The organism is Paucibacter sp. Y2R2-4, assembly GCF_025717535.1.
Classification (GTDB): Bacteria; Pseudomonadota; Gammaproteobacteria; order Burkholderiales; family Burkholderiaceae_C; genus Paucibacter_A.
On record NZ_JAJIRO010000001.1, the window covers coordinates 1479571 to 1492969 of the forward strand.

General features: G+C 64.3%; 11 protein-coding genes. 6 read left to right on the forward strand and 5 right to left on the reverse strand.

Annotated features, from left to right (window positions below):
- The first annotated feature begins 1 nt into the window (after position 1).
- From LNV06_RS06535 to LNV06_RS06545, 3 genes are read left to right on the forward strand one after another with little or no spacing between them, the layout of a single operon-like run.
- Positions 2–946 (forward strand): ImuA family protein, encoded by a 945-nt coding sequence (locus LNV06_RS06535; protein WP_263537396.1) that lies wholly within the window; start codon positions 2–4, stop codon positions 944–946.
- Complete coding sequence (locus tag LNV06_RS06540; RefSeq protein WP_263537397.1) at positions 903–2279, forward strand: Y-family DNA polymerase; 1377 nt, start codon at positions 903–905, stop codon at positions 2277–2279. The genes LNV06_RS06535 and LNV06_RS06540 overlap by 44 nt, the downstream gene beginning before the upstream one ends.
- Positions 2276–5452 carry an error-prone DNA polymerase gene (locus LNV06_RS06545; RefSeq protein WP_263537398.1) on the forward strand — a complete coding sequence of 1059 codons (3177 nt, stop codon included), beginning with the start codon at positions 2276–2278 and terminating at the stop codon, positions 5450–5452. The genes LNV06_RS06540 and LNV06_RS06545 overlap by 4 nt, the downstream gene beginning before the upstream one ends.
- Here the strand turns inward: LNV06_RS06545 and LNV06_RS06550 are convergent, their stop codons facing one another.
- From LNV06_RS06550 to LNV06_RS06560, 3 genes are all read right to left on the reverse strand, one after another.
- Complete coding sequence (locus tag LNV06_RS06550; RefSeq protein WP_263537399.1) at positions 5453–6109, reverse strand: PEP-CTERM sorting domain-containing protein; 657 nt, start codon at positions 6107–6109, stop codon at positions 5453–5455.
- Positions 6110–6224: 115 nt separating this feature from the next.
- Entirely contained in the window at positions 6225–7265 is a 1041-nt protein-coding gene (locus LNV06_RS06555; protein ID WP_263537400.1) for an extracellular catalytic domain type 1 short-chain-length polyhydroxyalkanoate depolymerase, read from the reverse strand.
- A 150-nt stretch (positions 7266–7415) separates the two neighbouring features.
- Positions 7416–8384 carry a helix-turn-helix domain-containing protein gene (locus tag LNV06_RS06560; RefSeq protein ID WP_263537401.1) on the reverse strand — a complete coding sequence of 323 codons (969 nt, stop codon included), beginning with the start codon at positions 8382–8384 and terminating at the stop codon, positions 7416–7418.
- Between the two features lie 147 nt (positions 8385–8531).
- Between LNV06_RS06560 and LNV06_RS06565 the strand changes: the two genes are divergently transcribed.
- Both LNV06_RS06565 and LNV06_RS06570 read left to right on the forward strand, forming a co-directional pair.
- Complete coding sequence (locus tag LNV06_RS06565) at positions 8532–9059, forward strand: cysteine hydrolase family protein (RefSeq protein ID WP_263537402.1); 528 nt, start codon at positions 8532–8534, stop codon at positions 9057–9059.
- A 207-nt stretch (positions 9060–9266) separates the two neighbouring features.
- Complete coding sequence (locus tag LNV06_RS06570; protein WP_263537403.1) at positions 9267–9743, forward strand: hypothetical protein; 477 nt, start codon at positions 9267–9269, stop codon at positions 9741–9743.
- A gap of 39 nt (positions 9744–9782) precedes the next feature.
- Here the strand turns inward: LNV06_RS06570 and LNV06_RS06575 are convergent, their stop codons facing one another.
- Together LNV06_RS06575 and LNV06_RS06580 are read right to left on the reverse strand one after the other, a co-directional pair.
- The gene (locus tag LNV06_RS06575) at positions 9783–10298 is read right to left on the reverse strand and encodes a hypothetical protein (RefSeq protein WP_263537404.1); all 516 of its coding nucleotides are present in this window, start codon (positions 10296–10298) and stop codon (positions 9783–9785) included.
- A gap of 8 nt (positions 10299–10306) precedes the next feature.
- The gene (locus tag LNV06_RS06580) at positions 10307–12304 is read right to left on the reverse strand and encodes an SDR family oxidoreductase (RefSeq protein WP_263537405.1); all 1998 of its coding nucleotides are present in this window, start codon (positions 12302–12304) and stop codon (positions 10307–10309) included.
- A gap of 260 nt (positions 12305–12564) precedes the next feature.
- Between LNV06_RS06580 and LNV06_RS06585 the strand changes: the two genes are divergently transcribed.
- A complete protein-coding gene (locus LNV06_RS06585; RefSeq protein WP_318013444.1) occupies positions 12565–13383 on the forward strand; it encodes a phasin family protein in 819 nt (272 codons plus the stop codon).
- Positions 13384–13399 lie beyond the last annotated feature (16 nt).

A 13399-nucleotide genomic window follows, 5' to 3' on the forward strand; every position in this document is an offset into this window, starting at 1 on the left:
CATGTTAAGCCCCCTCCCCCAACGCCCGGAAGCCCAGCTGGACGCCCGCCTGCAAGCCCAGGTCTGGCGCGCCAGCAGCTTAGGGGCAGGCAGCACAGCCAGCCAAGTGCCTGCAGTCAGCAGCGGTTTTGCAGCCCTGGATGCCGAGTTGCCCGGCGGCGGCTGGCCCCTGCAAAGCCTGAGCGAAATCCTCTGCGACAGCGTGGCCACGCTGGAATGGCGCCTGCTCGCCCCCGCGCTGCGCCTGCTGCTGGCCGACGCGCCCGGCACGGGCCTGCGCACGGCGGCTGGCGCACGCCGCAGCCGCGCACGCATGCAGGCGGGCGCGCCGCCCCTCAAGCGGCCAAGTGCCGCAGCAAATGCCACAGCAAGCCCGCAACAGCCCCTGCTGCTGATCAACCCGCCTCTCAGCCCACATTTGCCCGGCCTGCACGCCTGCGGCCTGCCAGCCCAGCACCTGATCTGGGTGGCACCAGAAACACCGGCTCAGCAGCTTTGGGCGCTGGAACAGGCCATCAAGGCCAATGCCAGCGCCGCCATCCTGGCCTGGCTGCCGCAGGCGCGGCCCGAGCAGATCCGGCGCCTGCAAAGCTGCGCCCAGGCCATGCAAGCGCCGGTGTTTCTGTTTCGTCCGCTGGCCATGGCTGGGCAATCCTCGGCCGCGCCGCTGCGCGTCAGCCTGAGCACCGGGCCGGGCTGGAACCTGCAGTTGAACATCCTCAAGCGGCGCGGGCCGCTGCATGAAGGCGTGTTGAGTTTGCCCGCCCTGCCGGCCGATCTGGGCCGGGTGCTGACGCCGCAGATGCTGCACCTGGCGCAGCAGTCACGAGCAGCGTCACGCCAGCCCACCGCCATCCCAGTGCCGGTCGCAACGACCCTGCACGCCACCGCGGAGGCCCGCCATGCATTGGCTCGCCCTGCTCTGCCCGCCCGCAGCCCCGGATGAAGCCCAGGGCTGGAGTGCAGCACCCGAACAGGTCCAGCAGGCGCTGGCTTGGTGGGCACTGCAGTTCACGCCCAAGGTGGCTCTGCTGGAAGACGCCGTGGTGCTGGAAGTGGCCGCCTGCCTGCGCCTGTTTGGGGGCGCGGCCACTCTGCATCGCCGCATCCAGCGCGAGGCCGCGGAGAGTGGCTTGCGGCTCGCCGCCATGGCTTGGGCGCCGAACAGCTTGGCCGCCCTGGCACTGGCCCGTGCGGGGCAGCGCGACGGCCTGAGCCAGGCGCTGGCACCGCTGCTGGACGGTCTGCCGCTGCACAGCCTGAGCGCGGTGCAAGCGCAGGCGCCGATGCTGGCCCGACTGGGCTGCCGCACGCTGGGTGATGTGCGGCGGCTGCCGCGTGCCGGCCTGTCGCGACGCTTCGGGCCGGCGGCGCAGCAAGCCCTGGACCAAGCCCATGGCCAACGCGCCGAGGCCCATGTCTGGCTGCAAGCGCCGGCGCAGTTCGAGGCCCGGCTGGAGTTGCCTTTCCGGGTCGAACATGCGCCACTGCTGCTGCACTATGCCCAGCATTTGCTGCGGCAACTCTGCGCCTGGCTGGCAGCCCGCCATGCCGGCATCCAGCAACTCAGCCTGCACTGGGAACATGACGCGATGCGCGCCCGCAGCGCGGGCCGGGGCGGCAGCCTGAGCCTGCACACCGCCTGCACCACCCGCGACTTCGGCCATCTCTCGCGCCTGCTGGGCGAGCATCTGGCCTTGCAGACCCTGGACGCGCCGGCCGGCGAGATCCGCCTGCAAGCGGGCGAGGTGCTGCCGCTGCAAGAAAGCACGGCCAGCCTGCTGCCGGCCGCACCCGAGCAAGCCCATGAACCGCTGCCGCAGCTGCTGGAGCGGCTGTCGGTGCGTCTGGGCGCCGACCGGGTGCGTTGCGGGCGACTGCAAGAAGACCACCGGCTGGAGGCCATGCAGCACTGGCTGCCCTGGACCCAGGCGAGCGCAAACGCCACAGCGCCCGCGGTGCGCGCCGCCAGCTACCCGCAACCCACCTGGCTGCTGGAGCCGCCGCTGCGCCTGGCTGTGCGCCAGGACCAGCCGCAGTACCAACAAGCGGCGCTGCAATTGCTGGCCGGGCCACAGCGCATTGAAGGCGGTTGGTGGCAGACCCTGGACGAACCATCCACCCGAACCACCAAGGCGACTCAGGGCCAGCCCGAAACCGCGCAAATGCAGCGCGACTATTTCCTGGCCCTGAGCGCTGGCCACATCGTGCTGTGGGTGTTTCAGCAGCGCCTCTCCGACGCCGAACATGGCTGGTTCTTGCACGGGGTGTTTGCATGACGCCACGGTCCACCGCCGGATTCAGCTGCGCCTACGCCGAGCTGCACTGCCTGAGCAACTATTCCTTTTTGCGCGGCGCCTCCACCCCAGCCGAGCTGGTCGAACGCGCCCATGAGCTGGGCTATAGCGCCCTGGCCATGACCGATGAATGCTCGCTGGCCGGCGTGGTGCGCGCCCATGTGGCGGCCAAGGCCTGCAGCTTGAAGCTCATCATCGGAGCCGAGTTCAGCGTGCTCGATGAGACGGGCGACCCACTCTTCAAGTTGCTGGTGCTGACGCCGAATTTACGCGCCTACCAGCAGCTCTGCCAGTTCATCACCGATCTGCGCCGCGCCGCCGACAAGGGCAGCTACTGCCTGCGCTTCTCCGCCCTGCGCGCCGAGGCCTTGAGCGAATGCCTGATGGTGCTGCTGCCGCCCCGGCAGGCGCCGCTGAGCGGGAACGAAGACTCTCTACTGGCCCCGGCACGCTGGCTGCTGCGCCACTGCCCCGGCCGCAGCTGGATCGGCGTGACCCTGTTGCGCGAGCTGAGCGATGAGATGTGGCTGCTGCGCATGCGCCGGCTGTCCGAACAGACCGCGCTGCCGCTGCTGGCCTGTGGCGATGTGCAGATGCACCGCCGCTCGCGCAAGCCGCTGCAAGACGTGATGACGGCCACCCGGCTGAACCGCCCCATCGCCCAGTGCGGCATCGATCTGCAAGTCAATGCCGAGCAACATCTGCGCAGCCGCTTGCGCCTGGCCCAGCTCTATCCGCCCGATCTGCTGGAGCAAACGCTGGTGCTGGCGGCGCGCTGCCAGTTCTCGCTGGACGAGATCCGTTACCACTACCCCAGCGAGGTGATTCCGCCCGGCAGCACCCCGGCGCGCCATCTGCGCCAATTGACCGAGGCCGGCGCAGCCAAGCGCTGGCCCGGCGGCCTCACCGCCAAACTGCGCGCCCAAATCGAGCATGAGCTGAGCCTGATCCATGAGCTCGGCTATGAGCATTACTTTCTGACCGTGGCCGATATCGTGGCCTTTGCGCGCAGCGAAAAAATCCTCTGCCAGGGGCGCGGCTCGGCCGCCAACAGCACCGTTTGCTTTTGCTTGTTCATCACCGAGGTGGACCCAGCGCGCAGCGCCGTGCTGTTCGAGCGCTTCATCAGCCGCGAGCGCAATGAGCCGCCGGATATCGATGTGGACTTTGAGCATGAGCGGCGCGAAGAGGTGATCCAGTACCTCTACCGCAAATACGGCCGCGAGCGCGCCGCGCTGACTGCCGTGGTCATCAGCTACCGCCCACGCAGCGCGATCCGCGACGTCGGCCGCGCGCTGGGCATGGACGAGGCCTTGGTCGAAAAACTCGCCAAAGACCACAGCGGCTGGAGCGAAGAAGTGCTGCCCGATGAGCGCCTGCAGCAGCTGCTCGACGAGTTGGGCCTGGACGCCGGCAATATCAAGATCCGCCAGCTGGTGCGCCTGGCCCGCCAGCTGATGGGCATGCCGCGCCACCTCAGCCAACACCCGGGCGGCTTTGTGCTGACCGAAGGGCCGCTCTCGCACTTGGTGCCGATCGAGAACGCGGCCATGGCGGACCGCACCGTCATCCAATGGGACAAGGACGATATCGACGCGCTCGGCCTGATGAAGGTCGATGTGCTGGCCCTGGGCATGCTGAGCGCGCTGCGGCGCAGCTTTGAGTTGATCAGCACACTGCGCAGCCGCCCCTTTGGCATGGCCGATGTGCCCGAGGGCGACAAGCCCACCTACGACATGATCTGCCAGGCCGACACGGTAGGCGTGTTCCAGATCGAATCGCGCGCGCAGATGTCGATGTTGCCGCGCCTGCAGCCGCGCTGTTTTTACGATCTGGTGATCGAGGTGGCGCTGGTGCGGCCGGGGCCGATTGCCGGAGGCATGGTCCACCCTTATTTGAAAAACCGCGCCCTGCCGCCCGAGCAAATCAAATACCCCAAGGACGAGCTGCGCGAGGCCCTAGCCCGCACCTGCGGCATCCCGATTTTTCAAGAGCAGGTGATGCAAGTGGCCATGATTGCGGCCAGCTTCTCGGCCGGCGAGGCCGATCAGCTGCGCCGCGCCATGGCAGCCTGGAAGCGCCCCGGCGATCTGGCCCGCTTCCACGAAAAAATCCTCAGCGGCATGCGCAAGAACGGCTACCAAGATGAGTTCGCCGAGGCCATTTTTCGCCAGATCAAGGGCTTTGCCTCCTACGGTTTCCCGGAGTCGCATGCGGCCAGCTTTGCCCTGCTCACCTACGTCAGCTGCTGGGTCAAGCGGCATGAGCCAGCGGCTTTTTTATGCGCCCTGCTGAACTCGCAACCGCTGGGCTTTTACACCCCCAGCCAGCTGGTGCAAGACGCACGTCGGCACCGCATCGAAGTGCGCGCCGTCGATGTGAATGAAAGTGAACGCTTGAGCCGGCTGGAGCCGCGAGCAGGCAGCCAAGAGGGCCGTGAGCAACCCGCCGTGCGCCTGGGCCTGCATCTGATCTCGGGCCTGAGCACCGCAGCGGCCACGCGCATCGAAGACGCAAGACGCCAAGGCCCGCCCTTTCGCGACACGCAAGACTTGGCCCTGCGCGCCGGCCTGGACCAACAAGACTTGCAGCAACTGGCCGCTGCCGACGCCTTGATGTCGCTGGCCGGCCAGCGCCGGCAACAGGTCTGGCAGGCCTCGGCCCTGCGCAGCCAACCCAAGCTCTTGCAAAGCGCCTTCAGCGCCGAGGCCGATCTCGATCTGCCCGAGGCCCCCGAAGGCGAGGAAGTCGTCTGGGATTACGCCTCGCTGGGCCTGACCCTGCGCAGCCACCCGCTGCAATTGCTGCGCCCTCGCCTGGCACGCCTAGGGCTGAAAAGCGCCGAACAAATGCAAGACTGGCCGAATGGCAAGCGCGCCCATGTCTGCGGCATCGTCACCGTGCGGCAACGGCCGCAAACCGCCAAGGGCGTGCTCTTCATCAGCCTGGAAGACGAAAGCGGCAGCGTGCAAGTGATCGTCTGGCCCGATGTCTACGCCGAACACCGCCGCACCGTGCTGGCCGCCAAGCTCTTGGCGGTGCACGGTATCTGGCAGTTTGAAAACGGCGTGCGCAACTTGATCGCGCGCACGTTTGATGACTTGACGCCGCTGCTGGGGCGCCTGGGCCTGGAGAAGAGCCGGGACTTCCGCTAGTCAGAACTGAGGGCGGCGCCTCAAGAGCAGCAGCATCCCGCAGCCCAACAAAAGCAGAGCCCAGGTCGAGGGCTCAGGAACCACGCTGCCAAAGTCGCCGGCAAAGTCGTCCATGATGAAACGACCCCCTTGTGAAGCGAAATCAAAAAGCCCATACGCAGCAACACCGGCAAAACTGAGCGAAATCTGCCCTTCAGGGAATGAGCTTTGCCCAGACCCGATGACTGAAAAAGCCCCAGCCGCGCTGACACTACCAAGCAGCACATGATTGGCATCAAAGACCTTGAAGCTGGCAAACCAGTCTGGACTTTCAGATGTCGAAAGCAGGGCAAAACCGAATTTGATGTTCCCTGTTGCACCGCGAAGGAAATCAACGCGCAAGTCGGGGTTCAACAAAGACGTCCCCTCCAAGCCCGGCTCATGCACAAAGCTTTGCTCTACGCCAGGCCCGATCGTGTTGAAGCCCGCGGGGTCTGAGGTGGAGAACACCACATCATTGATGCCATCGGCATCCCCATCGAAGCCATAGCTAACTTGACCTTGAATCAGATCATCAAAGGTCACAATCGCTGAAGCCTGAGTCAGAGAGCCGGACATCAAGCAGCCAGCAAAGAACACTGCACTCAACACTTGCCGCAAGCGTCGCAAAGTTTGCATGGATATCTCCAGTGTCCAAAACAGATCGCCCCGCAATGCGCTAAATCTTGCAATTAGGGCCAACTCAGTATTGCATCGCAGATGAGGACACTCAATCTTCAAGCTAGGGGTCAGATCAGCACGCAAACTGCCGCAGCACAAACCGCCACAGCAGACGCGAGGCATCGGGCCCTTGCGGATCACTAAAAGCCTGGCTTTTAGCGCCGCCGCTCCAGGCGTGCGCCAGCAGGCCCACCTCCACCAAGCGCGCGGCGATGCGCGGACCGGCCTTGAAGTCCGTCACCTGCATGGGGTAGCGCTTACCGCGCCCTTGTTGCCGGGCTAGTCCTGCGCGCGCGCCAGTGGCCTCGGCCCAGGCCTGTACGGCGGCATGGGCGTTGTCATCAGCCACCACCAAGTCGCGCCCACCATGAATCACCAGCAAGGGTGGCAATATCGGCCCGGGCGTCAAACCCATGGCGGCGGCCGAGACCGCCAAAGACCGGGTTGCGCGCCTCCCCTTCATCGCACCCAAAGCCGTGATGCCCGAGTGCGCGGTACCGGGCGGCACACCCGAATGCATCACCACCGCCTTGAAGCGCTCGGGGTGACGAATAGCCAGCAGGGCCGCCATGCTGGCACCTGCCGACAAGCCCGCCACGGCCACCCGGCTGCGGTCGACCGGATGGCGTGCGCAAACCTGGTCCAGCGCGCGCAGGATCAAACCCGCCTCGCCATAGGCTTTGCCCGAGGCCGTATCGAACCAGTTCCAACATGCCTGAGGGTTGGCCAATCGGTCTTGTTCCGGGTAGAGCACCATAAAACGTTCGCGTGCCGCCAAGCTGTTCATGCGGGTGCTGATCGCAAATGCATTGGCCGTTTGGCCGCAGCCATGCAGCATCAGCAGCAAGGGCAAGCGTTCCCCGGGCAGCAGCAACGGTGGGCGATACAGCTTGAAACGCCGGGCACCGGCCGTGCTCATGGCCACACCGGAAAGCCAATCACCAAGCACTTTTGGGGCCGGAGCAGCACTCGCAGCTGCCACCTTCGGTTTTGACGCGCTCTTGATCGAGCGACTCAAGGCCTTTGCCCCCAACTGCATCTGGCGCCGTGCGGCCTGTTGGAGGCTGCGCTGCAGGCCACCGGCCCAGACCGACATCACGCTTCGTTTCGCCATTACCAGGCCTCCTTGAAGTGACACCCTCAGCCGGACTTCACAGCCACCTGGACTGCAAAAGCCGGCTATCGCGAATGTCTCCTCATTCTCGGCATCGGTATGTCGTCAGTGTGTCCTACATCGCGGAGGATCCGTCCCCCTAACTTGCTACTAACGCTCACCAATTCCGCCACGAAAGGTCTGCCGCCAGGCGCTCGGTGAGACGCCAAACGCCGCTCGAAAGTGCTGCCGCAGCGAAACCGCCGAGCCAAAGCCTGCTGCCTCGGCAATCTGCTCGATGGAGGCATCACTGCCTTCCAGCAGTTGCTGGCTGCGCGCCAAGCGCTCACTCAAGAGCCATTCGCCCACGGTGCTGCCGGTCATCTGGCGAAAGCGTCGAGTAAAAGTACGCCGGCTCATCAAAACGCTGTCAGCCAAACTATCCAGGCTGTGCGCCTGCTCTAAATTGGCGCGCACTTGGTCGATCACCACCGACAAACGGCTGTCGCGGGTGCGCGCCGGCAGGGGCTGCTCAATGAACTGGGCTTGCCCGCCCTGCCGGTGCGGCGGCACCACCAGACGGCGCGCCACCCGGTTGGCCGGCGCCACCCCATACTGGCGGCGCAGCAGATGCAAGCAGGCATCAATGCCCGCGGCCGTGCCGGCCGAGGTCAGCACATCCCCTTCGTCGATGTACAGCACATCCGCATCGACCTTGACGCGCGGGAAGCGGGCCGCAAAGTCCTCGGCATAGGCCCAATGGGTGGTGGCGCTGCGGCCATCCAGCAAGCCGGCCTCCGCCAGCACATAGGCGCCGAGACACAGCCCCACCAGTTGCGCGCCGCGCTGGTGCGCTCGCTGCAAGGCCTGCAACAAGGCCTCCGAAGGGCGCTCCAGTGGATCACGCCAACTCGGCACGATGATGGTCTGCGCCCCTTTCAGCGCCTCCAGCCCAGCATTGACGCTCAGATCAAAGCCGGCCGTGGTGCGCAACAGGCCTGGCTCGGCAGCGCAGACCCGCAAGTCGAAGGCCGGGGCCTCTGGATGCGACTCGCCAAACACCGCGCAAGGCACGGACAGATGGAATGGGCTGATCTGGTCAAAGGCCAGCACCGCAATCGAGTGTTTTTTGGATTTCAAAGCTGCTTCCTCGGCATTGAGCAGGACGATGCCCACCTTTGGCCCGATCCTATCGCTCAATGTCACTCAGGCCACTCGTCACCCAGGCCCTGGCTGCGAACAATGCAGGCATCGATTCACTTCATTCAAGCCACCGAGACCCACACCATGAGCCATTCCCACCAAGCCCTCTTGCTGATCGACATCCAAATGGACTATTTCGCCGGCGGCATGTTCCCGCTGCACGACCCCGAGGGCACGCTGAGCCGCATCGAGCAAGCCATCCAAAAAGCGCACGCCGCCGGTATGCCCATCGTGCACATCCAACATGTGGTCGACCCGGCACGCGGCCCGGCGCCATTTTTCAACGCCGACAGCGAAGGCGTGGCGATTCACCCGCGCATCTTGGCCGCTGCCCCCGATGCCCCCATCGTCATCAAGCGGCATGCGGACGCTTTTGTCGGCACCACGCTGGAGGCCACGCTCTCCCAGCTGGGTGTGAGCGAACTCTTTGTGGCCGGCATGATGACGCACAACTGCGTCACCCACACCGCGATCTCGCGCTCGGCCGATCGCTACGCCAAGGTCAGCATCTTGGGCGACTGCTGCTGCACCGTCAGCGAGATGCTGCACCAGATCGCTTTGAGCGCCGTCGCGACGCGACTGCAGGTGCTGTCGATGGCCGAAGCCTTCTGAGTTCGAGAACTGCGTCACGATTGAGCGAAGGCGCGCCCCAAGCCCGCCGCCAGCGCCTTCGCAGCAAATCAAACGGACTGCTGAGGATGTCACGAACCGGGCTCTTACGTGCCCGCCAAGCCCTGTTCAGCCGGGGGTTCGGCTTTGAGAATTGCATCCAGAGGTCGACTGTGGCCTCGCAAACTCAAGCCCAAGGACGTCCTCACCATGTTCATGCTGCACGCCCCAAACCTCACCCGGACTCTGCTGCTGTGCGCTTCAGCCCTGGTCATGGCCAGCGCAGCTTGGGCCGCACCACAGCCGCTCGCCGACGATGAAATGCGCGGCGTCAACGGGGGCCAACAACAAAACCTGCTGAGCGCCGGCCTGCCCGGACTGCCCCTGCCGCTGCTGCAAGACTTGCTGAGCCTGGACCGTTTGAACGCCGAGAAGTCCAAGCTCTCGCCCGCCGAATTCGCGGCCGCCGTCAAGGCTGCCGGCTTCAGCAACGCGCTGCAGCTGGGCTACGACGGCCAAGGCGGCACTGTGGTCACCTTGGGCGCTAGCAATCTGAATGCGCAGCTCAAGCTCTCGGATGTAATTTCCGCCGGCGCCGGCAGCTTCAACAGCAGCGCCTCCATGGGTTCAATTGCCATCGGCAATCTCGACACCGCCGGCACCCGCCTGCTGATGTGGCATCACTGATCGAGTGCTCAGGTCTCGCTTAGCCGGACACCCTTGCCACTATTCAGCAAACACCAAGCAATCGCTCGCGTTCCAACGGTGCAAATCGTCGGAGCGATAGCCACGCAGCCATAAGCAGCCCTCCGCCTTGCGAAGGTAAAAGCCTTTTGGAAAATCCGGACTGGAATCCAAGGGCTGGGAAATCACAGTCAGAGCCCCCGGTGGCGCTTGGCCTTTGATTTGGGTCTGGCCCGTCGGGTCTTCTGACTGATCCAGATACTGAAGTCTGAAGAAAGGCGCCGTCTCGACAGGACAGGGCCTCAGGCCCAAGCGTTCTGCTTGCGCCAGCAACTCAGGCAGGGTCGCGCCAGCGGCAAAACCCAAGTCAGCCACCGTCACCGCCACCAAGTTCAGCACCGAGCCAGCCGTGCCTTCTGGAAAGGCGGTGCTCTCGAACAGCTCACGCGCCATGGGGTTCAGCTGAACCTGCTGAACCGCAAGCTCCTCCAAGAGCGCTCGCTTAGACAAGCCGCCCAGCTGAACTTGCCAGCGGGGCGCTTGTGGCGCGAAGTTCAAGCCTGACCTCAGAAATGAATCCCCTTCATCATCTGCTGCATCGCAATCGCTTCCGGCGAGAGTTGCGACTTGCCGGACTTTTCGCCCTTGGCCGCATCGCTGTCCGGGAACATGCGGAAGCTGGTGTTCATGACGATCTGCGCCACTCGCGGCATCAGCGCATGGATCAGCTCGCCGGTGATGCCCAAACGCGTGGCGATGCGCACCGGCTTGGCGATGCAAGCCTGCGCCACCATGTCGGCGGCCTCTTCGGGCGCCAGGGTCGGCACATTGTTGTAGATCTTGGTCGGCGCAATCATCGGCGTGCGCACCAAAGGCATATTGATGGTGGTGAAGGTGATGCCCTGGTCAGCAAACTCGCTGGACGCGCAGCGCGTCCAGGCATCCAGCGCCGCCTTGCTGGCCACATAGGCCGAGAAGCGCGGCGCATTGGTCAGCACGCCGATGCTGGAGATGTTCACCACATGGCCCTTCTTCTTGGCCACCATGCCGGGCAACAAGCCCATGGTCACCCGCAAGCAGCCGAAGTAGTTCAGCTGCATGGTGCGCTCGTAGTCATGGAAGCGGTCGTAGCTGCCTTCGATGGCGCGGCGAATCGAGCGGCCGGCGTTGTTGATCAGGAAGTCCACCCCGCCAAAGGTCTGCGTTAGCCAGTCGATCATGGCCTTGCAGCTTTCTTCATTGGCGATGTCGGCCGAGAAGCTGTGCACCTGCGCGCCCTCACCGGCCTTGCTGCGGATCTCCGTCACCGCCTCGGCCAGCTTGATCTCATCACGCGCGCAAATCACCGTGATCGCGCCGGCTTCAGCAAACTTGATCGCGGCCGCCAAGCCGATGCCGCTGGAGCCGCCGGTCACCAACACCACCTTGCCGCCGCAAGCGCCGCGCAGGCTGCGGTCGATGAAGAGGTCGGGGTCGAGATGACGCTCCCAATGGTCCCAGAGCCGCCAGGCGTAGTCGTGCAAATTCGGGCAGGCAATGCCCGAGCCCTTCAGCGCCGCCGTGGTCTCGCGGCAGTCAAAACGGGTCGGGTAATTGATGAAGGTGAACATGTCCTCGGGCAGGCCCAAGTCCTTCATCACCGCGTGCCGGATTCGCCGCACCGGTGCCAGCGCCATCAAGCCCTTTTTGACACTCTTCGGGATGAAGCCCAGCAAGGCGGCGTTGATGAAGAGGTTCATCTTCGGCGCATGCGCGGCTTTGGAGAAGATGTCCAGCACATCGCCGACGCGGTAGCCCACCGGGTCCACCAAATGGAAGCAGCGCCCGGACACCTTGCTGTTCAGATGGCTGATGTGGTCCAGCGCATCCACCACATAGTCCACCGGCACGATGTTGACGCGCCCACCCTCCAGGCCGATCGAGGGCATCCAAGGCGGCAAGATCTGACGCAGGCGCTGGATGGGCTTGAAGAAATAGTAAGGACCGTCAACCTTGTCCATCTCGCCGGTCTTGGAGTCACCCACCACCATGGCCGGCCGGTAAACCGTCCAAGGCTTTTTGCACTCCTTGCGCACGATTTTTTCACTCTCGTGCTTGGTCATGAAGTAGGGGTGGTCGAGACCCTCGGCCTCGTCAAACATGTCCTCACGGAACACGCCTTCGTACAAGCCGGCCGCAGCGATCGACGACACATGGTGCACATGGCCCGCATCAATCGCTTGCGCAAACTCGACCAAGCTGCGGGTGCCATCCACATTGGCGGCGATCTGGCTGGCCTCGTCGGCCTTCAGGTCATAGACCGCTGCCAGGTGATACACGTGGTCGATCTGCCCCTTCAGCCGCTTGATATCATCCGCCGCCACACCGAGCTTCTTGCCCGTTAGGTCACCAAACACGGGCAAGGCCCGGGTTTTGCTAACCCCCCAGAAGGCCAGCAGCTCAGGCAATTTGTCGCGGCTTTCTTCGCGCAGCAAAAAGTGAACCGTGCTGCCGCGACGAGAGAGCAACTTCTTGACCAAGCGCTTGCCAATAAAGCCCGTCGCGCCGGTGACGAAATATTGCATGCTGAGGTCTCCTGTTAGAACTGATTTGTCTGTGATTCTTGTCCATCCTAGCAAGGCCATCGCTGCGCGATTACCCGCAGAGATCCGACGCGGATGGGCACTTGAAAAAGTCGCGCCAAGGGCTCGAAACCCCGGTGGTGAGGCCTCCCTAGGTAGGGGACACTGTCTAGGTTCGGCCGTTACAGCGGCTGCAGAGCGATCTATAGTGAAACCATTCTCCGCACAAACCGTGCGCCAACCACCGCAAAAGGACTGACAACATGGTCAAGAAGCTTCAGAAGATGGCTGCCAAAAAGAACACCGCTTCCAATGGAGCCTTCGGCGGCGCGCTGCCGGCTGGCCTGCTGGAAGGCAATCTGGCGCAAGGCATCAAGGATTCGGCCCAGCACATCTGGGCGGCTGGTCTGGGCGCTTTTGCCAAGGCACAAGGCGAAGGCGGCAAAGTGTTTGAAGCCCTGGTGAAAGAAGGCATGAGCCTGCAAAAGAAAACCCAATCAGCTGCCGAAGAAAAGCTCGGCGCCATGGCCAGCAAGGTCACCGGCATGGCCGGCGATGTGGGCAGCAAGGCCGGCCAACACTGGGACAAGCTGGAATCGATTTTTGAAGACCGCGTTGCCCGCGCCCTGAATCGCCTGGGCGTACCCTCGGCCAAGGACGTGGCCGAGTTGATCGAACGCATCGACGCTTTGAGCGCCGCCGTCGGCATCAAGCCGCCCGCCAAGAAGGCCAGCAAGACCGCCAAGGCTGCGGCCAAGCCGGCTGCCGTGGTGAAGAAGGCAGCAGCCAAGCCGGCTGCCAAGGCCAAGCCTGAGGTGAAGGCTGCGGCTAAAACTGCTGTCAAAGCCGCCGCAAAAACGGTCGCCAAGGCCAAGCCCGCTGCCAAGACTGCCGCTGCCCCGATCGCTACGCCCTTCAAGAAGGTTGCAGCCAAGACCGGCGCCGCCGTGAAGGCGGCCGCCAAGCCCGCCGCCAAGACCGTGGCCAAGACTGCCACCAAGGCCGTCAAGAAGGCCAGCGCCAGTGTCGCCGCCACCACGGCAGCGGTGAACGAGGCCGTGACGGCCGCAGTGCAGGCTTGAGCCCAGACCAAGGCTG

Bases quoted from the DNA above. Each gene is read 5' to 3' on its own strand.
- LNV06_RS06580 (WP_263537405.1), bottom strand. From the start codon at position 12,304: ATGCAATATTTCGTCACCGGCGCGACGGGCTTTATTGGCAAGCGCTTG.
- LNV06_RS06585 (WP_318013444.1), top strand. From the start codon at position 12,565: ATGGTCAAGAAGCTTCAGAAGATGGCTGCCAAAAAGAACACCGCTTCC.
- LNV06_RS06550 (WP_263537399.1), bottom strand. From the start codon at position 6,109: ATGCAAACTTTGCGACGCTTGCGGCAAGTGTTGAGTGCAGTGTTCTTT.
- LNV06_RS06540 (WP_263537397.1), top strand. From the start codon at position 903: ATGCATTGGCTCGCCCTGCTCTGCCCGCCCGCAGCCCCGGATGAAGCC.
- LNV06_RS06555 (WP_263537400.1), bottom strand. From the start codon at position 7,265: ATGGCGAAACGAAGCGTGATGTCGGTCTGGGCCGGTGGCCTGCAGCGC.
- LNV06_RS06545 (WP_263537398.1), top strand. From the start codon at position 2,276: ATGACGCCACGGTCCACCGCCGGATTCAGCTGCGCCTACGCCGAGCTG.
- LNV06_RS06565 (WP_263537402.1), top strand. From the start codon at position 8,532: ATGAGCCATTCCCACCAAGCCCTCTTGCTGATCGACATCCAAATGGAC.
- LNV06_RS06535 (WP_263537396.1), top strand. From the start codon at position 2: ATGTTAAGCCCCCTCCCCCAACGCCCGGAAGCCCAGCTGGACGCCCGC.
- LNV06_RS06570 (WP_263537403.1), top strand. From the start codon at position 9,267: ATGTTCATGCTGCACGCCCCAAACCTCACCCGGACTCTGCTGCTGTGC.